Source organism: Dactylosporangium siamense, assembly GCF_016862795.1.
Taxonomy (GTDB): Bacteria; Actinomycetota; Actinomycetes; order Mycobacteriales; family Micromonosporaceae; genus Dactylosporangium; species Dactylosporangium siamense.
Map to the genome: position 1 here is coordinate 1 of NZ_BONQ01000208.1, position 18,290 is coordinate 18,290.

The following is an 18,290-nucleotide window of genomic DNA, read 5'->3' on the forward strand; positions in this document are numbered from 1 at the left end:
CCCCCGCCGCCGCAGCTCCGCTGCGGCAGCTAGAAGAGCGTCAGCTCGTCCTTCACCATGCCGCGCAGGACGTTGTAGTCCAGGACGACGCAGCGGATGCCGCGGTCCTCGGCCAGCACTCTGGCCTGCGGCTTGATCTCCTGGGCGGCGAAGATGCCGCGCACCGGGGCGAGCAGGGGGTCGCGGCCCAGCAGCTCCAGGTAGCGGGTGAGCTGTTCGACGCCGTCGATCTCGCCGCGGCGTTTGATCTCGACGGCGACGGAGGCGCCCTGGGCGTCCTTGCACAGCAGGTCGACGGGGCCGATGGCGGTCATGTACTCGCGGCGGACCAGGGTGTAGCCCTCGCCGAGGGTCTGCGGGTGGGCGGCGAGCAGGACCTGCAGGTGGGCCTCGACACCGTCCTTGACCAGGCCGGGATCGATGCCGAGGGAGTGGGCGCTGTCGTGCAGGATCTCCTCGACGGTGATCTGCAGCTCCTCACCGCCCTTGTTGACGACCCTCCACAGGCCTTCGGTCTCCTCCAGGCGGCAGGGCGGGGTCATCCACATCAGCGGCTTGTAGCCGCCGGTGTCGGAGTGCACCAGCACGGAGCCGTCGGACTTGACCATGATGAGGCGGATGGCGGGCGGCAGGTGGGCCGTGAGCCGGCCGATGTAATCGACCGAGCACTTGGCGATGACGAGACGCACGCGCGACAGCCTAACCGCAGCGGCCGGTGATGCCGGACTGACACCCGGTGCGCCGCGCCCGGGTGGCGCGTCGATGTCATGCTAGGTGCGTGCTGGAGTCATTGACGGGCCTCGGCCTGGCCACGTCGGCCGGGCTCAACGCCTACATCCCGTTGCTCTTGATCGGCGTGCTGGGGAGGTACACCGATCTCATCACGCTGCCCGAGAACTGGAAGTGGATGGAGAACGGGTGGACCCTGGCGATCGTCGTGGCGCTGCTGGCGGTCGAGTTCGTCGCTGACAAGGTGCCGGTGGTCGACCACGTCAACGACGTGATCCAGACGTTCGTGCGGCCGACCGCGGGTGGTCTCGCCTTCGGCGCGGCGTCGGGCGCCCAGACGGTGACCGTGACCGATCCGGGGTCGTTCTTCAGCAGCCATCAGTGGGTGCCGATCGTGGCCGGCGGGGCGATCTCGCTGGGTGTGCACGGGATGAAGGCGGCGTCGAGACCGGTGATCAACGCCAGCACGGCGGGCTTCGGCGCGCCGGTGGTGAGCATCATCGAGGACATCGCGAGTGTCTTCATGTCGCTGGTGGCGATCATCCTGCCGGTGCTGGTGCTGCTGTTCGTCGTGCTGCTGGGGCTGGTGTTCTGGTGGATGATGCGCCGGCGCAAGCGCCGCAAGGAGGAGAAGGCGGCCGCCAGGTGGGCGCAGTCCCAGGGGTACCGCGCCACTTGACCCCCGGCTCAGGGGAGTTTGTGCGCCTCCCGCACGACGGTGACCAGTTCGTCGACGACGTCGGTGATGGCGAAGTCCTTCGGCGTGAAGACGCGGGCCACCCCTGAGGCCCGCAACGCCAGCGCGTCCTCGGGCGGGATGATGCCGCCGACCACGACCGGCAGGTCGTCGAGGCCCTCGGCTCGTAGCCCAGCCAGTACCGACGCCACCGCCGCAAGATGAGAACCGGACAGGACCGAAAGACCGACGAGATCCACGTCCTCCTCGACCGCCGCCGCGACGATCTGCGCCGGAGTCAGCCGGATCCCCTGGTACACCACCTCGAAGCCGGCGTCGCGGGCGCGGACGGCGATCTGTTCGGCCCCGTTGGAGTGCCCGTCGAGGCCGGGCTTGCCGACGAGCATCCGCAGCCGGCCAGCGCCGAGCTCCTCCGCGGTGCGCCGGACCCGCTCGCGCACGGCCACCATCGCGGTGCCGGGCGCGCCGGCGGAGACCGCGCCGGTGAGGCCGGTGGGGGCGCGGTACTCGCCGAAGACGTCGCGCAGCACGGACGCCCACTCGCCGGTGGTCACGCCCGCGCGGACACAGTCGAGGGTGGCCGCCATGAGGTTGCCCGTGCCGCCGGCGACCTCCCGCAGCCGGGCGAGCGTCGCGTCGACCTCGCCGGCCTCGCGGGTGTCGCGCCAGGCCGCCAGGGACGCCACGGCCGCCGCCTCGACCGCCGGGTCGATCTGTTCGATCGCCGCGGCACCGGCGGCGACCAGCGGGGACGGCTCGGTCTCGGGGAAGCGGTTGACGCCGACCACGACGTCCTCGCCGCGCTCCATCCGCCCCCGCCGCTCGGCGAGCGAGGCGACCAGCGCGCTCTTGAGGTATCCGGACTCGACGGCGGCCACGACACCGCCCATCGCGAGGACGCGGTCGAGCTCGGCGGTCGCTCCGGCGACGAGATCGTCCACGAGGGCGGTCATGACGTGCGAGCCCTCGAACAGGTCGGGGTATTCGAGCAGGTCGGACTCGAAGGCGAGGACCTGCTGCATGCGCAGGGACCACTGCTGGTCCCATGGTCGCGGCAGGCCGAGTGCTTCATTCCATGCCGGGAGTTGCACGGCACGTGCCCGCGCGTCCCTGGACAGCGTGACGCCCAGCATCTCCAGCACGATGCGCTGCACGTTGTTCTCGGGCTGCGACTCGGTGAGGCCGAGGCTGTTGACCTGCACGCCGTAGCGGAACCGTTTTGCCGACTTATCCGAAATTTCGTATCTGTCGGTAAGCAGGCGGTCCCACAGCAGGCCGAAGGCGCGCATCTTCGCGGTCTCCTCGACGAAGCGGACCGAGGCGTTGACGAAGAAGGAGATCCTGGCCGCGACCGCGCTGAAATCGTGCACCTGCCCCGAGTCGCGCACCGAGTCCAGCACGGCGATCGCGGTGGCCAGGGCGAAGGCGAGCTCCTGCACCGGCGTCGCGCCGGCCTCCTGCAGGTGATACGAGCAGATGTTGACCGGGTTCCACTTCGGGCAGTTCGCCACGGTCCACGCGATCGTGTCGGTGGTCAGGCGCAGCGACGGCCCCGGCGGGAAGATGTGCGTGCCCCGGGACAGGTACTCCTTGACGATGTCGTTCTGCGTCGTGCCCGCCAGCGAGGCGAGCGGTGCGCCCTGCTCCCGCGCGACGGTCACGTAGAGGCTCAGCAGCCACATGGCCGTGGCGTTGATGGTCATCGACGTGTTGGCGAGCCCGAGGTCGATGCCGTCGAAGAGGGTCCTCATGTCGCCGAGGTGCGCGATCGGCACGCCGACCCGGCCGACCTCACCGCGCGCCAGCTCGGCGTCGGGGTCGTAGCCGGTCTGCGTGGGCAGGTCGAACGCGACCGACAGGCCGGTCTGCCCCTTGCCCAGGTTGCGCCGGAACAGCGCGTTGGACGCGGCCGCCGACGAGTGTCCGGCATAGGTGCGCATGACCCATGGACGGTCGCGTTCGGGAAGCTTCGCCATACGAGCACCTTACTGAACGGTAATTTACCCAGGGCGGTGAAAATCCTCACCGGGCCACTGATGCCTATAGTGAACGCCGTGACGGAAGCGATCACCGTGCGCGGGCTACACAAGCGGTACAAGGGGCATGTCGCCGTCGATGGCGTGGACCTCGATGTGCATCGCGGTGAGGTGTTCGCCCTGCTGGGCCCGAACGGTGCGGGCAAGACCACGACGGTGGAGATCCTCGAGGGGTTCCGCAAGCGCACCTCCGGGGAGGCGACCGTCCTCGGCGTCGACCCGCACGACGCCGACGCGGCGTGGCGGCAGCGGGTCGGCATCGTGCTGCAGAGCACCGGCGAGTTCGACGACCTGACGGTCCGCGAGGTCGTGCACCACTTCGCCCAGTACTACCGCAACGCCGACGACCCGGACGCCGTCATCGAGCGGGTCGGGCTCGCCGACAAGCGCGGCGCCCGGACCCGGGTCCTGTCCGGCGGGCAGAAACGCCGCCTGGACGTGGCGCTCGGCATCATCGGCCGGCCGGAGCTGCTGTTCCTGGACGAGCCGACGACCGGCTTCGACCCGGAGGCGCGCCGCGAGTTCTGGGGCCTGATCCGGCAGCTCGCCGCCGGCGGCACCACGATCCTGCTCACCACGCACTACCTGGACGAGGCCGAGACCCTCGCCGACCGGGTCGGCGTGCTCGTCGGCGGCAAGCTCGTCGCCGTGGACACCCCCGCGCGGCTGGGCAACCGGGGCACCGACGGCGCGACCGTCGGCTGGCGCACCCCCGACGGCCCCCGGCAGGAGCAGACCGACACGCCGACCGCGGTCGTGGCCAGGCTCGCCGAGCAGTTCGGCGGCGAGGTGCCCGACCTGACCGTGACCAGACCCAGCCTCGAGGACGTGTACCTGCGGATGATCGGTGCCGGCGAATGACGACGTTGCGGCTCGGGTTCGCCCGCGGTGGGCTGGAGATCAAGCAGTTCCTGCGCAGCCGGGAGTCGGTGGTCTTCACCCTCTTCTTCCCGCTGCTGCTGCTGGTCATCTTCGGGTCGGTCTTCGACGCCGAGATCGCCCCGGGGGTGTCGTTCACCCAGTACTTCGCCGCCGGCATCATCGCCGCCGGGCTGCTGACCACGGGATTCCAGTCCCTGGCCATCCAGATCCCGATGGAGCGCGAGAAGGGCATCCTGAAGCGGCTGCGGGGCACGCCCATGCCGCGCACCGCGTACTTCATCGGCAAGGTCATCATGGTGCTCGCGATCGGCGCGGCGGAGACCGTGGTGCTGGTGGCGACCGCCGCGGCCTTCTACGACCTGCCGGTGCCCTCGACCGCAGCGAAATGGGTCACGTTCGGCTGGGTGTCGCTGCTCGGCATCAGCGCGTGCACGCTGTGCGGGATCGCCTTCTCCTCCCTCGCCCGGACCGGACGCGGCGCGCCGGCGATCGTCACCCCGGTCGCACTGGTGCTGCAGTTCATCTCGGGCGTCTTCTTCCAGTACACGAGCATCCCCGAGTGGATGCGCACCATCGCCTCGCTGTTCCCGCTGAAATGGATCACGCAGGGCATGCGCTCGGTGTTCCTGCCGGACTCGTTCGCGGCGCAGGAGGTCGGCGGCGGCTGGCAGCTCGGATACGTCGCGATCGCGCTGGGCGCGTGGGTCATCATCGGTCTGGCGTTGTGCGTGTTCACGTTCCGCTGGACCGACCGGGGGTAATCCTCAGGGACGCTGCCATGGCGCCGATCAGGGCAAGGTGATGGGTCAGCTGGGCAGGGCGGTCCGGCATGCCGGCACGGTCGGCATCCTGGCGATCCTGCTCGTCCTCGCCCTCGGCCTGGCGGCGTCCTGGAACGCCGCCGGCTCACTGCGCCACAACCAGCAGGCGCGCGCCAACGCGGTCATGGACCGGGACACCTCGCTCGCCGAGGCCGCGGTCCGCACGGAGATCCATCGGTACCTGGATGCCCTGCGCACCGTCGCGGCGGCGGTCGGGGCGCACGAGACGCTGACCTTCGACGACTTCGCCACCACCACCGCCCCGTTGCGCGACGCCGGGCTGCCGGGCGCCACGTCGCTGGTCTTCGTCGTGCCCGCGGAGGACTCGCAACTGGACGACGTCGAGCGGTTCTGGCGCGACCGCGGTGTCACCAACCTCGACCTGACCGCCAAGGGCAGCGGCCGGGAGCACCTGTTCGTCATCTTCTCCCGCCCGCTGGACGGGGCGCCCGCCACCAGGGCCGGCACCGACCTGTCCCAGTCCGCCGAGCCGACCGCCGCGCTCAACGAGTCCCGTCGCGCCGGAGGGCCCGCCGTCTCCGACACCTATGTGCTGCTGCGCGACCGGGCCCTGCCGGTGGCGCAACAGCAGCTGTCGTTCGCGGTCGCCGCCCCGGTGTACGGCAACCCGACGGCATCGGGCACCAAGACGTTCAAGGGCTGGGTCGTCTTCGGCCTGCGCGGGCAGAACTTCGTCGGCGGCGTGCTGGACGAGGCCACCCAGGGCAAGGTCGACGCCGCCCTGTGGGCCGACAACGGCGGCGGCCAGGACACCCGCGTGGCGTACCTGCACCGCGTCACCGACCCGGACCTGCGCCGGCAGGTGACCATCCCGATCGGCAACCGGCAGTGGCGGCTGATCCTGACCGCCGACTCCGACCGGCTCGCCGGGCTCAGCGGCCCGGCCAACACCGCGCCCCTCGCGATCGGCGCCGGCGGCACGATGCTGACCCTCCTGGTCGTGTTCATGCTGTGGGCCCTGGCGGGCGGCCGGGCCCGCGCCGAGGCCCGGGTCGTCGCGGCCACCGCCGAGCTGCGCGAGGCCGAACGCACCGCGCACCGGCAGGTCGCGCTGCTCAACGGCATCCTCGACCGGATCAGCGACGGCGTGGGCGTGGTCGACGAGCGGGGCGACTTCCTGGTGCAGAACCCCGCGGCCAAGGCGATGCTCGGCGTGGAGGCCGCCGCGGACGGCGTCGGCGACTGGCCGCAGCACTACGGCATCTACCGCCCCGACGGCATGACCGAGTTCCCGGTCGAGGAGCTGCCACTGGTCCGGGCGCTGGCCGGCGAGTCCACCGACCGGGTCGAGATGGTCATCCGCAACGCCGCCCGGCCCGAGGGCACCCTGCTGTCCGTCAGCGGCCGCCCGCTCGACGTCGACGGGCGGCGCGGCGCCATCGCGGTGTTCCACGACATCACCGAGGTCCGCGAGCGCGAGGGGGACCTGACCGCGTTCGCCGGCATCGTCGCGCACGACCTGAAGAACCCGCTGACGGTCATCGCGGCGCACGCCGAGATGGCGCACGACGCGCTCGAACCGGCCGCGCCGCACTCGCGGGAGGCCCGGGAGGCCACCGCCAGCATCGACCGGGTCAGCGCCGGGGTGGTGCGGATGCGCCGGCTCATCGACGACCTGCTCGCCTACACCACCGCCCGCGACGCGGCGCTGAAACCGCAACCACTGGACCTCAACGCGCTCGTCGGCGAGGTCGTCGCCGAACGGGTCAACCACCTGGCCGTCCGCCCCGACATCTACGTCGGCCCGCTGCCCCGGGTCGAGGCGGACCCCGCCCTGCTGCGGCACGTGCTGGACAACCTCATCGGCAACGCCCTCAAGTACGTGCAGCCCGGCCGCACCCCGAAGGTCGACGTCAGCGCGTCGACGGCCGGAGCGGGCTGGGTCCGCATCGAGGTGGCCGACCGGGGCATCGGCGTGCCCGACGCGGACAAGCCCCACGTCTTCGAGTCGTTCCACCGGGCCCACACCGGCCAGTCCTACGGCGGGACCGGACTCGGCCTGGCGATCTGCCGCCGCGTCATCGACCGGCACGGCGGCTCGATCATCGTCGTGGACAACCCGGGCGGCGGCAGCCGCTTCAGCTTCACCGTGCCCGGGGCGCCCGTTGCCATGGCGGCCCCGGCCGGCGTCACCGCTCACGAGTACGTGTAGAAGCCCTTCCCCGACTTGCGCCCCAGGTCACCCGCGACGACCATCCGCGCCAGCAGCTCCGGCGGGAAGAACTTCGGGTCGGCGGTGTCCGTGTGGATGTTCTTGGCGGCGTGGTACAGCACGTCCACGCCCGTCAGGTCCGTGGTGGCGAGCGGGCCCATCGCGTGGCCGAAGCCCAGCTTGCAGGCCAGGTCCAGGTCCTCGGCGCTCACCACGCCGCTCTCGACCAGCTGCACCGCCTCGACGACCAGCGCGGCGATCAGCCGGGTGGTGACGAACCCGGCGACGTCCCGGTTGACCACGATGCAGGTCTTGCCGATCTCCTCGGCGAAGCTCCGGGCGGTCGCGAGGGTCGCGTCGCTGGTCTTGTAGCCGCGCACCAGCTCGCACAGCTTCATCACCGGCACGGGGCTGAAGAAGTGCGTCCCCACGACCTGCTCGGGGCGCTGTGTCGCGGTCGCGATCTGCGTCACGGGGATCGCGGAGGTGTTGGTCGCCAGCACCGCGTCCGCCCGGCAGATCTTGTCCAGCGTGCCGAACAGCTCCTGCTTCACGTCCAGCCGCTCGAACACCGCCTCGACCACGATGTCCGCCTCGCCCGCCGCGTCGAGATCCGTGGTGGTCGTGATCCGTGCGAGGGCACTGTGCACATCGCCCTCGGCGATCACGCCCTTGCTCGCGAACTTGGTCAGCGACTTCTCGATACCGTCGACGCCGCGCCGGACCGCCTCGTCGGTCAGGTCCCGCAGCGTCACCTCCCACCCGGCCTGCGCGGCGACCTGGGCGATGCCCGACCCCATCAGCCCCGCTCCGATGACCGCCAACCGACCCGCCATGTGACACCCCTTCGTATCGTCTCGACCCGCTGACCTTATCCGGCTCCGGAGAGTGATCATCTAATGGCAGACTGTCGAGGTGCCCCTCATGTACCTCGCAGGATGGGCGGCCTCGGCCGGTGCACTCGCCACCCTCATCCTGATCATCCGGCTGCTCCGCCTCGGCGAACGCAGGGCCGCACCACCCGGCGGCCGCCACCCGTCCAGCCTGGACACCACCCTCGACTACGGGCTGCTGCGGTCGGTATCACTGATCGGCGACCTGGCGTTCGCCCGCGACGTCCGCGACCGCCTGCGCCACAACGGCGTCCGCGCCACCCTCGCCACCGGCCACGACGGCATGGTCCGCGTCCTGGTCTTCGCCGACGAGTACGACCGCGCCAGACTCCTCCTCGCCCCCTGAGCAGCGACCGCAGCGCGACTTCGATCAACCCGGGGACGAGCGGACCCGGCACGCAGGACACCGGGGCGCACAGCAGCAGCCGCCACCGGATGCCCGCGTGAGCGGATCCCAGTCACGCGGCACGCGGACTGTGCGCCGCGTGCGGCGCATTGGGGGTCCGGGGTGAGAATCCCCCGGCGGGACCCGCCGCTTGCGGTGGGGCAGCGAGCTTTCGCGCAGCGACAGGCGGGAGACAGCGTTCAGAAGTCGAACTGGTCCGGGGGTGCGGCGGCGCGTTCGACCTCGACGCCCAGGCCCCGCAGGTCGGATTCGAAGCTGGGGTAGCCGCGGTCGATGTGGTGCACGTGGCGGATCTCGGTGACCCCGTCGGCGCACAGCCCCGCGATCGCCAGCCCGGCGCCGGCACGGATGTCGGTCGCCGTGACCGGGGCCCCGGAGAGGCGCTCGACGCCGCGGACGACGGCGTGGTGGCCGTCGGTGCGGATGTCGGCGCCGAGGCGGGACATCTCGTTGATGAACATGAACCGGCCGTCGAAGATGTTCTCGGTGACGAGGGACGAGCCCTCGCTGACCGAGGCGAGGCCGACCGCCATCGGCAGGAGGTCGGTGGCGAAGCCGGGGAACGGCAGGGTGACCACGTCGACGGCGCGCGGGCGGTCGGCCATGCGGACCCGGAAGGAGTCCGCGGCGGTGTCGACCTGGCCGCCGGCGGTGGCGACCTTGTCCAGGGCGATCTCCAGGAAGCCCGGGTCGATGCCGTGCACGGTGACGTCGCCGCGGGTCATCGCGGCGGCGAAGGCCCAGGTGCCGGCGACGATGCGGTCGCCGACGGTGCGGTGCTCGACGGGATTCAACGAAGCGACGCCGTCCACGACGAGGCGGGAGGAGCCGGCGCCGGAGATCTCGGCGCCCATGTCGGTGAGCATGCGGCAGATGTCGACGATCTCGGGCTCGCGGGCCGCGTTGTCGATCTCGGTGCGGCCGTTGGCCAGCACCGCCGCCATGAGGAGGTTCTCGGTGGCGCCGACGCTGGGGAAGTCGAGCCAGATGGTGGCGCCGTGCAGCTTCGGCGCGGTGGCGATCACGAAGCCGTGCTCGCCGGAGATGTCCGCGCCCATCCGGCGCAGGCCCTCCACGTGCATGTCGAGGCCCCGGGAGCCGATCGCGTCGCCACCGGGGTGCGCCACGCGGACGTGGCCGCAGCGGGCCAGCAGCGGGCCCAGCACGCAGATGGAGGCGCGCAGCCGGCGCACGAGGTCGTAGTCGGCCTCGGTGCCGAGGCGCTCGGGCACGTCGATGATGACGCGGTCCTCGTCCTGCTCGACCTCGCAGCCGAGCCGGCGCAGCACCTCCGCCATGATGGCGATGTCGGTGATGCGGGGCACGTTGGTGAGCACCGACCGCCCGGTGGCCAGCAGCGCGGCCGCCATGAGCTTGAGTGCGGAGTTCTTGGCGCCGACGACCGACACGTCACCGGCGAGCCTGGCGCCGCCCATCACACGGATCACGTCCACGTCGGTCATCGTAGGGGCATTCCGTACCGTGCAAACCATGGCCATTCACCTCACCCGCATCTACACCAAGACCGGTGACACCGGCACGACCGGATTGGGCGACTTCTCCAGGGTGCCGAAGACCCATCCGCGGATCGGTGCGTACGCCGACGTGGACGAGGCCAATGCCACGCTCGGTGTCGCCGTGGCGCTGGGCGACCTGGCCGAAGAGCTGCGGACGGTGCTGCACGTGGTGCAGAACGACCTGTTCGACGTCGGCGCCGACCTGTGCAACCCGATCACCGAGGCGCCGGAGTATCCGCCGCTGCGGGTGACGGAGGAGTACCTGACGCGCCTGGAGGGCTGGTGTGACGCGTTCAACGAGCGGCTGCCGAAGCTCGACTCGTTCATCCTTCCGGGTGGCACCCCGGGCGCGGCGCTGCTCAACGTGGCGAGGACGGTGACGCGCCGGGCCGAGCGCAGCGCGTGGGCGCTGATGGAGCTCGACCCGGAGCACACGAACGAGCTGGCGGTGAAGTACCTGAACCGGCTGTCGGACCTGCTGTTCATCCTCGGCCGGGTGGCGAACCCGGACGGCGACGTGAAGTGGGTGCCGGGCGCGAATCGTTAAAGACCGTAGACCCCCAGGCCTTCGCCGGTGTGGATGAGCACGCGGCCGTCGGCGACGACCGGCCCCGAGGTCGCACCCTCGGGGCCGGTCCACCGGACCTGGCGGGTGGCCGGGTCCATGGCGAGGACCCGGCCGAGGTTGACGTACAGGACGCCGTTGGCCAGGACCGGAGCCGCACTGAAGAAGCTGTTGGTGATGGCCGGACCGGCCTGGCTGAAGGTCCACCGGTCCGTGCCGGTCGCCGGGTCGATCGCGCGCAGGGTCGGCGGCGTCGTGGAGAAGTCGACGCCGTACAGGGTCGAGTCCAGCACGGCCGGGAAGCTGTAGCCGCCGCCCCGGTTCCACAGCAGCCGTCCGGTGGCCCCGTCGTAGGCGGCCAGGGCACCGGGCAGGAACACCCGGCCGCCGGCGGCCACCGGGGCGTACTGCACCTGCGTCGACATGACCGGCACCGACCACAGGACGGCGCCCGTGCCCGCGTCGACGGCGCTCAGCAGGCCCGAGTTGCCACCGGCGAGGTAGAGACGCCCGCTGTCGTAGGTCAGGGTGGCCTGGGTGTAGCCGGTGAGCTCGCGGGTCCAGCGGACCGCGCCGGTGGCGGCGTTGAAGGCGTAGATGAGCGTGTTGTCGCCCTGGGCGTCGCCCTTGGCGTAGAGGGTGTCACCGACCAGGATCGGCGCGTGGAACAGCTGGTTGCCGTCGATCCTGGCGGCCCACCGTTCCGCGCCGGTGGCGGTGTCGTACGCGCGGACCCAGCCGGTCAGCGTCCCGCCGAAGGCGAGGCCGTTGCCGACGGTCGCCGGGGTGGTGAACCGCAGCGCGAACTCGCTCGACGCCGGCGACGTCCAGCGCACCGCACCGGTGGCCAGGTCGACGGCCGCGAGCTGTCCGGCGCCGATCACCCCGTAGGCGGAGCCGTCGGCGGCGACCGGGGAGTCGATGTTGCCCGCGGTCAGGCGCAGCCGGTGCAGGCCCGCCACGTTGGCGTTGCCCAGGGTCCGCTCGCCCGCGTTGACCCCCGCGTGTCCCGGCCCGCCGCCCCAGGTCGGCCAGGCCGCCGAGGTGGTCGGGGGCACCACCGTCGGGTACACCTCGAGCTCGAACAGCGAGTAGCCGTAGCGGGTGGCCCGGGTCAGCCCCGTCATGCGCACGAATCGGGCGGGCGTGGCGCTGGTGACGTCGATTGTCTGGGTTCCGCTGGCGCCGGTGGCGGCCGGCACCAGGTCGAACCAGGAACCGGCGGCCCCGGTGGCGGAACCCTGCAGCGTGAAGGTGCGCGCGAAGGCGGCCTCCCAGCGCAGGGCGACCCGGCACAGCTGCTGGGCGGTGCCGAGGTCGACCTGCAGCCACTGCGGGTCGCTGAAGGCGCTGGACCAGCGGGTGCCGGTGTTGCCGTCGAACGCCTTCGCCGGCAGCAGGCCGCCGTTCTCCGAGGAGGACGCGGTGGCGGGACGGTTGAGCGCGATGTTGGTGCCGCCGCAGGTGACGGCGGCGGTCGCGGCGGGGGTGGGCACCGCGAACAGGACCGCCGTGGTGAGAACCAGGGCGGCAAGCATTCTGGGCAGCAAGGGATGCTCCTAGGGGTGGACGGCGGGCCACTTGGAGAGCGCTCTCAGGCCGCGCCAGTCTCCCCTAGACGAGAGACGGTCGTCAATTTCTGACTAGTTTGTGCGATACCGGTACGGCCGGGTCTCCGGGGTCGACTCACCCGGAGGCGCCGCCTCCACCCACGACAGGAACCCGGTCAGCGCCCGCTCCGCCATCGCGATCTCGACCGGCGACTGGCGGCTGATGCACCGCACGATCACCCAGTCGGGCGGGAGGACGAGCAGCTCGGCCGGGTCCGGGGTGCGCCGGCGGTCGACGGAGAGCCCACGCCGGGAAAGCACCCGGCGTGGGCCGGGCCAGAAACTGAAGATGCGATACCACCGCAGGTCGTCGCCGGCGAAGCGGGCCAGACCCGCGGACCAGCCCCGGCCGGGCACCATGGTGCTCAGCCGGACACCCAGCTCGATCGTGCCGCCCTGGCGGGCGATGACGACGCGGCGGAGGAACAGCAACGCCAGCGCGGCGAGCAGGATGAGGACCCCGATGCCGATTCCCTCGACGATCCTCACCGACGCCGCCCGCGTGTCAGTGCGCGGCTTGCGCGGATGCGGGGGTGCAACTCTCGGCGAGCACCGTCACCCCGGTCGCCGTGACGGAGAGGAACCCGCCCGAGACGTCGAAGGCGATCTCCTGCCCACCCGAGTGCTTGATGCGCACCTGGCCCGGCTCGGCCAGCTGACCGAGGAGCGGCGCGTGGCCGGGGAGCACACCGAGGTCGCCCTCCGTCGTGCGCGCCATGACGATGTCGGCGTCACCGGACCAGACTTTTTCCTCGACGGCTACGAGCTCGACGTGCAGCTGCCTCGCCACGCTAGTTACTCCTCGTGTGCGCGATTCGGTTTTGCCGAGTGTAGTCAATGATCCGACGAGGCGAGCAGTGGGCCTCGCCACGTTGGCACAACTCATGAAATGCGGGTGAAGTGGCGGGTGCGAATCGGCTGAAGGTAGGTATCCGACACTTCAGAGCGTGACGCACGTCACCCTGTCACGGTGGGCCCTTCACTGAAAACGACGGAGGTGATTTTCATGCGAGGAAGGATCGCCGCGACCACGGTCCTGATCGCGGCGGGCGTCGCGGTCCCCCAGCAGGCCCGGGCCGGCGTCCCGGCCGCCGAGATCTCGTTCAGCGGCGGCGAGGTCGTCTACGTGGCGGCCCCCGGCCAGGCCAACGTGGTGGTGCTGACGTCGGTGGGCGTCAACCTGTATCGCGTCGACGACGTCGTGCCCATCACGTCGGACGAGGACGACTGCGTCTACCCGGTCCTCGGCGACGACACCGTCATGGAGTGCGAACGCATCCTGAGCTTCTGGGACGTCGACCTCGGCGACCTGAACGACTCCCTCGACAACCAGACGACCCGTCCGGGGCACCTCAACCTCGGCGCCGGCAACGACGTCGTGCGCACGGGCGGCAACGGCGGCTCGAACCAGGAGGTCGCGGGCGGCGACGGCGACGACCTCATCTACTCCGGCCCCGGCGACGACTGGATCGCCGGAGGCGCCGGCAGCGACACGGTGTCCTACGAGGGACGCATCGGCGCCGTGGTGGCCGCGTTGGCGACCGGAGGGGCCGAGGACACCTATGTGAGCGGGGTGGAGAACCTCACCGGCGGGGCCGGCGGCGACACGCTCACCGGCAACGCGTCGGCCAACGTCCTGGACGGCGGCACCGGCGACATCTGCCTGTTCATGGTGTGCTTCCCGACCTCCGGCAACGACACCCTGCGCGGCGGCAACGGCAACGACACGCTGCGCGGGCAGGGCGGCAACGACAGCCTGTACGGCGAGGGCGGCGTCGACACGCTCCGCGGCGGGGCCGGCTTCGACGCCCTGGACGGCGGCCCGGCCTCCGACTGGTGCTACACCGAGGCCGACGGCGGCACCACGGTGAACTGCGGCCTGGTGGTCACGCCGTAGACGCAGCGAGGGCGTCCCCCGCAACCAGGGGACGCCCTCGTGACACGCCGGAGCGTCAGTCCTTCATGAGCTCGTGCGCGTTGCGCTCGAGGTCCTCGAGACCGCCGCACATGAAGAAGGCCTGCTCGGGGAAGTGGTCGTACTCACCCTCGGAGATCTTCTTGAACGACTCGATCGTCTCCTTGAGCGGGACGGTCGAACCGGGGACGTTGGTGAACTGCTCCGCCGCGTAGGTGTTCTGCGACAGGAACCGCTCGATGCGCCGGGCCCGGCCGACGGTGACCTTGTCCTCTTCGGACAGCTCGTCCATACCGAGGATGGCGATGATGTCCTGCAGGTCCTTGTACTTCTGCAGGATCCGCTGCACCTCACGGGCGACCGTGTAGTGCTCGAGGCCGACGTACTCCGGCGCGAGGATTCGCGACGAGGACGCCAGCGGGTCGACGGCCGGGTAGATGCCCTTGTCCGAGATCGACCGCTCGAGGTTGGTCGTCGCGTCCAGGTGGGCGAACGTGGTGGCCGGCGCCGGGTCGGTGTAGTCGTCGGCGGGCACGTAGATCGCCTGGAGCGAGGTGATGGCCTTGCCCCGCACGGAGGTGATGCGCTCCTGGAGCTGGCCCATCTCGTCTGCCAGGGTCGGCTGGTAGCCGACGGCGCTCGGCATACGGCCGAGCAGCGTCGAGACCTCCGAGCCGGCCTGCGTGAACCGGAAGATGTTGTCGATGAAGAGCAGCACCTCCTGGTTCTGCACGTCACGGAAGTACTCCGCCATGGTCAGCGCGGACAGGGCGACCCGCAGACGGGTGCCCGGGGGCTCGTCCATCTGGCCGAAGACCAGGGCGGTCTTGTCCAGGACGTTGCCCTCGGCCATTTCCAGGATGAGGTCGTTGCCCTCACGGGTGCGCTCGCCGACGCCGGCGAACACCGAGGTGCCACCGAAGTTCCGGGCGACCCGGATGATCATCTCCTGGATCAGGACCGTCTTGCCGACGCCGGCACCGCCGAACAGGCCGATCTTGCCACCGCGCACATACGGCGCGAGCAGGTCGAGGACCTTGATGCCGGTCTCCAGCATCTCGGTCTTCGGCTCGAGCTCGGCATACGCGGGAGCCTTGCGGTGGATCTCCCACCGCTCGTTGATCTCGAGCTTCGACTCGTCGGCGTTGAGCACCTCGCCGAGGGCGTTGAACACGTGGCCCTTGGTGACGTCGCCGACCGGCACGGAGATGCCGGAGCCGGTGTCGCGCACCTCGGCGCCGCGGACCAGGCCGTCGGTCGGCTGCATGGAGATGGCGCGCACCAGGTTGTCACCGAGGTGCTGTGCGACCTCGAGCGTCAGCTTCTTGGAGCCTTCGGCCAGGGTCACGTCGACGTGCAACGCGTTGTAGATCTCGGGCATGGCGTCGCGCGGGAACTCGGCGTCGACGACCGGGCCGATGACCCGGACGACGCGGCCGACCGCGGTCTTGGCTGGTGCAGTCATCACACATCACTTCCCGTCGCCGCCAGCGCGTTGGCGCCGCCGACGATCTCACTGATCTCCTGGGTGATCGCCGCCTGCCGAGCGGAGTTCATCTCGCGGGTGTACCGCTTCAGCAGGTCGTCGGCGTTGTCTGAGGCACTCTTCATGGCGCGCCGGCGGGCCGCCGACTCACTCGCCGCCGAGTCCAGCAACGCCGCGAAGATCCGCGTGTTGATGTACTTCGGCAGGAGCGCCTCGAGCAGCTCCTCGGCCTCCGGCTCGAACTCGTACGCCGGCAGGGGTCCGGAGACCTCCTGCTCCTCGACCTCCATCGGAGCGACGATGCGCGCGACGGGGACCTGCGTCATGAGCGAGCGGAACTCGGTGTGGACCATGTACAGCTCGTCGACACCGTAGATGCCGTCCGGGCCGGGACCGTCGACCGTGTCGTCCGCGCCGTTCACGAAGGCCTGGATCAGCGTCTCGCCGATCTCCCGCGCGTTCTCGAACCGCGGCTGCTCGGAGAAGCCGGTCCAGCTGCCCGCGATCTCGCGACCACGGAACCGGTAGTAGGCCACGCCCTTGCGCCCGGAGACGTAGAGCGCGACCTGCTTGCCGTCGGCGCGCAGTCGCGCGATCAGCTGCTCGGTCTGGCGGATCGCGTTGGCGTTGTAGCCGCCGCAGAGCCCGCGGTCGCTGGTGACCAGCAGCACCCCGGCCCGGCGGACCGGGTTGCGCGGCACCAGCAACGGGTGATCGACGTTGGTGTTGGTCGCCAGTGCCGTCAGCACGCCCGTGATCGCCTCGGCGTAGGGGCGCGACGCGGCGACCCGCTCCTGCGCCTTACCGATGCGGCTCGTGGCGACGAGCTCCTGCGCCTTGGTGATCTTCTTGGTCGACTTGACCGTGCGGATCCTCCGGCGCAGTGCCTGTACCTGACCGGCCATGGCTCAGCCCGACTTCCGGACCTGGCGGGTGACGGTCTCGCGAGCCTGCTCACCCTGCAGCGCCTTGGCCGGGGCCTCGTTGACCGGGGCGTCGGCACCCTTGACCGTGAAGACCTGCTTGAAGCTCTTGATCGCGGCGGTCAGACCGTCGATCGCGTCCTGCGGCAGCTTCTTGGACTCGGCGATGCCGGCGATCAGGTCCTTGCGGTTGCTGCGCAGGTACTGCAGGAACTCGCCCTCGAAGCGACGGATCTCGCTGACCGGGATGTCGTCGAGCTGGCCGGTGGTGCCGGCCCACACGGAGACGATCTGGTCCTCGACCGCGAACGGGGAGAACTGCGGCTGCTTGAGCAGCTCGACCAGGCGGGCGCCCTTGTCCAGCTGGGCCCGCGACGCCTTGTCCAGGTCGGACGCGAACGCCGAGAAGGCCTCCAGCTCGCGGTACTGCGCGAGGTCCAGCCGGAGCCGGCCGGCGACGTCCTTCATGCCCTTGACCTGGGCCGAGCCGCCGACGCGGGACACCGAGGTGCCGACGTTGATGGCGGGACGCACACCCTGGTTGAACAGGTCGGACTCGAGGAAGACCTGACCGTCGGTGATCGAGATGACGTTGGTGGGGATGTAGGCCGAGATGTCGTTGGCCTTGGTCTCGATGATCGGCAGACCGGTCATCGAGCCGCCACCGAGCTCCTCGGACAGCTTCGCGCAGCGCTCCAGCAGCCGGGAGTGCAAGTAGAAGACGTCGCCCGGGTAGGCCTCACGGCCCGGCGGGCGGCGCAGCAGCAGCGACACGGCGCGGTAGGCCTCGGCCTGCTTCGTCAGGTCGTCGAAGACGATCAGGACGTGCTTGCCGCCATACATCCAGTGCTGGCCGATGGCCGAGCCGGCGTAGGGGGCGAGGTACTTGAAGCCGGCCGGGTCGGACGCCGGGGAGGCGACGATGGTCGTGTACTCCATCGCGCCCTGCTCCTCGAGGACGCCCTGGGTCGCGGCGATCGTCGAGGCCTTCTGGCCGATGGCGACGTAGATGCAGCGGACCTGCTTCTTCGGGTCGCCGGACTTCCAGTTGTCCCGCTGGTTGATGATCGTGTCGAGCGCGACCGTGGTCTTGCCCGTCTTCCGGTCACCGATGATCAGCTGACGCTGGCCCCGACCGATGGCGGTCATGGCGTCGATCGCCTTGATGCCGGTCTGCAGGGGCTCCTTGACGGGCTGGCGGGCCATGACGTTGGGCGCCTGGAGCTCGAGCTCGCGGAGCCCCTCGTTGACGATCTCGCCGCGGTCGTCGATCGGCTCGCCGAGCGGGTTGACCACGCGGCCGAGGAAGGCGTCGCCGACCGGGACCGAGAGCACCCGGCCGGTCCGCTTGACCTGCTGACCTTCCTCGATGCCCTCGAAGTCGCCGAGGACGACGACGCCGATCTCGCGGACGTCAAGGTTGAGCGAGACGCCGAGCGTGCCGTCCTCGAACTCGAGCAGTTCGTTGGCCATCGTCGAGGGCAGACCCTCGACCTGGGCGATACCGTCGCCGGCGTACGAGACGACGCCGACCTCCTCGCGGGAGATCCGTGAATCAACGGACGAAACGTAGCGCTCAAGTGCGCCCCGAATGTCGTCCGAGGAGATGGTCAGCTCGGCCATTCCTCAACCTTCTA

General features: G+C 70.6%; 17 protein-coding genes. 7 read left to right on the forward strand and 10 right to left on the reverse strand.

The features are described from left to right. Positions 1–29: 29 nt before the first annotated feature. Complete coding sequence (gene nucS, locus Dsi01nite_RS55595; RefSeq protein ID WP_203854639.1) at positions 30–689, reverse strand: endonuclease NucS; 660 nt, start codon at positions 687–689, stop codon at positions 30–32. A gap of 89 nt (positions 690–778) precedes the next feature. Between nucS and Dsi01nite_RS55600 the strand changes: the two genes are divergently transcribed. Next, positions 779–1,408: a DUF4126 domain-containing protein gene (locus Dsi01nite_RS55600; RefSeq protein ID WP_203854640.1), complete on the forward strand. Its 630-nt coding sequence runs from the start codon at positions 779–781 to the stop codon at positions 1,406–1,408. 8 nt (positions 1,409–1,416) lie between these two features. Here Dsi01nite_RS55600 and Dsi01nite_RS55605 read toward each other — a convergent pair whose 3' ends face one another. Then, positions 1,417–3,402 carry an ethylmalonyl-CoA mutase gene (locus Dsi01nite_RS55605; protein ID WP_203854641.1) on the reverse strand — a complete coding sequence of 662 codons (1,986 nt, stop codon included), beginning with the start codon at positions 3,400–3,402 and terminating at the stop codon, positions 1,417–1,419. 78 nt (positions 3,403–3,480) lie between these two features. Here Dsi01nite_RS55605 and Dsi01nite_RS55610 point away from each other — a divergent pair, with 78 nt between their 5' ends. Genes Dsi01nite_RS55610 through Dsi01nite_RS55620 form a run of 3 tightly spaced genes read left to right on the forward strand, consistent with a single transcriptional unit; the run spans position 3,481 to position 7,338 of the window. Continuing rightward, positions 3,481–4,323, forward strand: a complete 843-nt coding sequence (locus Dsi01nite_RS55610) for an ABC transporter ATP-binding protein (RefSeq protein ID WP_239137259.1) — start codon at positions 3,481–3,483, stop codon at positions 4,321–4,323. Then, positions 4,320–5,105: an ABC transporter permease gene (locus tag Dsi01nite_RS55615; RefSeq protein WP_203854643.1), complete on the forward strand. Its 786-nt coding sequence runs from the start codon at positions 4,320–4,322 to the stop codon at positions 5,103–5,105. Before Dsi01nite_RS55610 ends, Dsi01nite_RS55615 begins: the two co-directional genes overlap by 4 nt. A 40-nt stretch (positions 5,106–5,145) precedes the next feature. Beyond that, complete coding sequence (locus tag Dsi01nite_RS55620) at positions 5,146–7,338, forward strand: ATP-binding protein (protein WP_203854644.1); 2,193 nt, start codon at positions 5,146–5,148, stop codon at positions 7,336–7,338. On the opposite strand, the gene Dsi01nite_RS55625 is transcribed toward Dsi01nite_RS55620, so the two are convergent. Beyond that, entirely contained in the window at positions 7,323–8,174 is an 852-nt protein-coding gene (locus Dsi01nite_RS55625; RefSeq protein WP_203854645.1) for a 3-hydroxyacyl-CoA dehydrogenase family protein, read from the reverse strand. The two genes, Dsi01nite_RS55620 and Dsi01nite_RS55625, sit on opposite strands and share 16 nt — an antisense overlap. 88 nt (positions 8,175–8,262) lie before the next feature. Here Dsi01nite_RS55625 and Dsi01nite_RS55630 point away from each other — a divergent pair, with 88 nt between their 5' ends. Then, a complete protein-coding gene (locus tag Dsi01nite_RS55630; RefSeq protein ID WP_203854646.1) occupies positions 8,263–8,577 on the forward strand; it encodes a hypothetical protein in 315 nt (104 codons plus the stop codon). Positions 8,578–8,816: 239 nt separating this feature from the next. Here the strand turns inward: Dsi01nite_RS55630 and murA are convergent, their stop codons facing one another. After that, positions 8,817–10,100, reverse strand: coding sequence for a UDP-N-acetylglucosamine 1-carboxyvinyltransferase (murA, locus tag Dsi01nite_RS55635; protein ID WP_203854647.1), 1,284 nt, complete (start codon positions 10,098–10,100; stop codon positions 8,817–8,819). 28 nt (positions 10,101–10,128) lie between these two features. Between murA and Dsi01nite_RS55640 the strand changes: the two genes are divergently transcribed. After that, positions 10,129–10,701: a cob(I)yrinic acid a,c-diamide adenosyltransferase gene (locus Dsi01nite_RS55640; protein ID WP_203854648.1), complete on the forward strand. Its 573-nt coding sequence runs from the start codon at positions 10,129–10,131 to the stop codon at positions 10,699–10,701. Here the strand turns inward: Dsi01nite_RS55640 and Dsi01nite_RS55645 are convergent. From Dsi01nite_RS55645 to Dsi01nite_RS55655, 3 genes are all read right to left on the reverse strand, one after another. Further along, on the reverse strand, positions 10,698–12,269 hold the full coding sequence (locus Dsi01nite_RS55645; RefSeq protein ID WP_203854649.1) for an outer membrane protein assembly factor BamB family protein: 1,572 nt from the start codon (positions 12,267–12,269) through the stop codon (positions 10,698–10,700). The two genes, Dsi01nite_RS55640 and Dsi01nite_RS55645, sit on opposite strands and share 4 nt — an antisense overlap. Before the next feature lie 93 nt (positions 12,270–12,362). Continuing rightward, positions 12,363–12,818 carry a DUF2550 domain-containing protein gene (locus Dsi01nite_RS55650; RefSeq protein WP_203854650.1) on the reverse strand — a complete coding sequence of 152 codons (456 nt, stop codon included), beginning with the start codon at positions 12,816–12,818 and terminating at the stop codon, positions 12,363–12,365. 16 nt (positions 12,819–12,834) lie between these two features. Continuing rightward, on the reverse strand, positions 12,835–13,119 hold the full coding sequence (locus Dsi01nite_RS55655; RefSeq protein ID WP_203854651.1) for a F0F1 ATP synthase subunit epsilon: 285 nt from the start codon (positions 13,117–13,119) through the stop codon (positions 12,835–12,837). Between the two features lie 216 nt (positions 13,120–13,335). Here Dsi01nite_RS55655 and Dsi01nite_RS55660 point away from each other — a divergent pair, with 216 nt between their 5' ends. After that, on the forward strand, positions 13,336–14,226 hold the full coding sequence (locus tag Dsi01nite_RS55660) for a calcium-binding protein (RefSeq protein ID WP_203854652.1): 891 nt from the start codon (positions 13,336–13,338) through the stop codon (positions 14,224–14,226). 55 nt (positions 14,227–14,281) lie between these two features. Here the strand turns inward: Dsi01nite_RS55660 and atpD are convergent, their stop codons facing one another. Genes atpD through atpA form a run of 3 tightly spaced genes read right to left on the reverse strand, consistent with a single transcriptional unit; the run spans position 14,282 to position 18,276 of the window. Continuing rightward, the gene (gene atpD, locus Dsi01nite_RS55665) at positions 14,282–15,709 is read right to left on the reverse strand and encodes a F0F1 ATP synthase subunit beta (protein ID WP_203854653.1); all 1,428 of its coding nucleotides are present in this window, start codon (positions 15,707–15,709) and stop codon (positions 14,282–14,284) included. Continuing rightward, positions 15,709–16,635: a F0F1 ATP synthase subunit gamma gene (locus Dsi01nite_RS55670; protein WP_203854654.1), complete on the reverse strand. Its 927-nt coding sequence runs from the start codon at positions 16,633–16,635 to the stop codon at positions 15,709–15,711. The genes atpD and Dsi01nite_RS55670 overlap by 1 nt, the downstream gene beginning before the upstream one ends. 3 nt (positions 16,636–16,638) lie before the next feature. Next, a complete protein-coding gene (gene atpA, locus Dsi01nite_RS55675) occupies positions 16,639–18,276 on the reverse strand; it encodes a F0F1 ATP synthase subunit alpha (protein WP_203854655.1) in 1,638 nt (545 codons plus the stop codon). Positions 18,277–18,290: the final 14 nt, after the last annotated feature.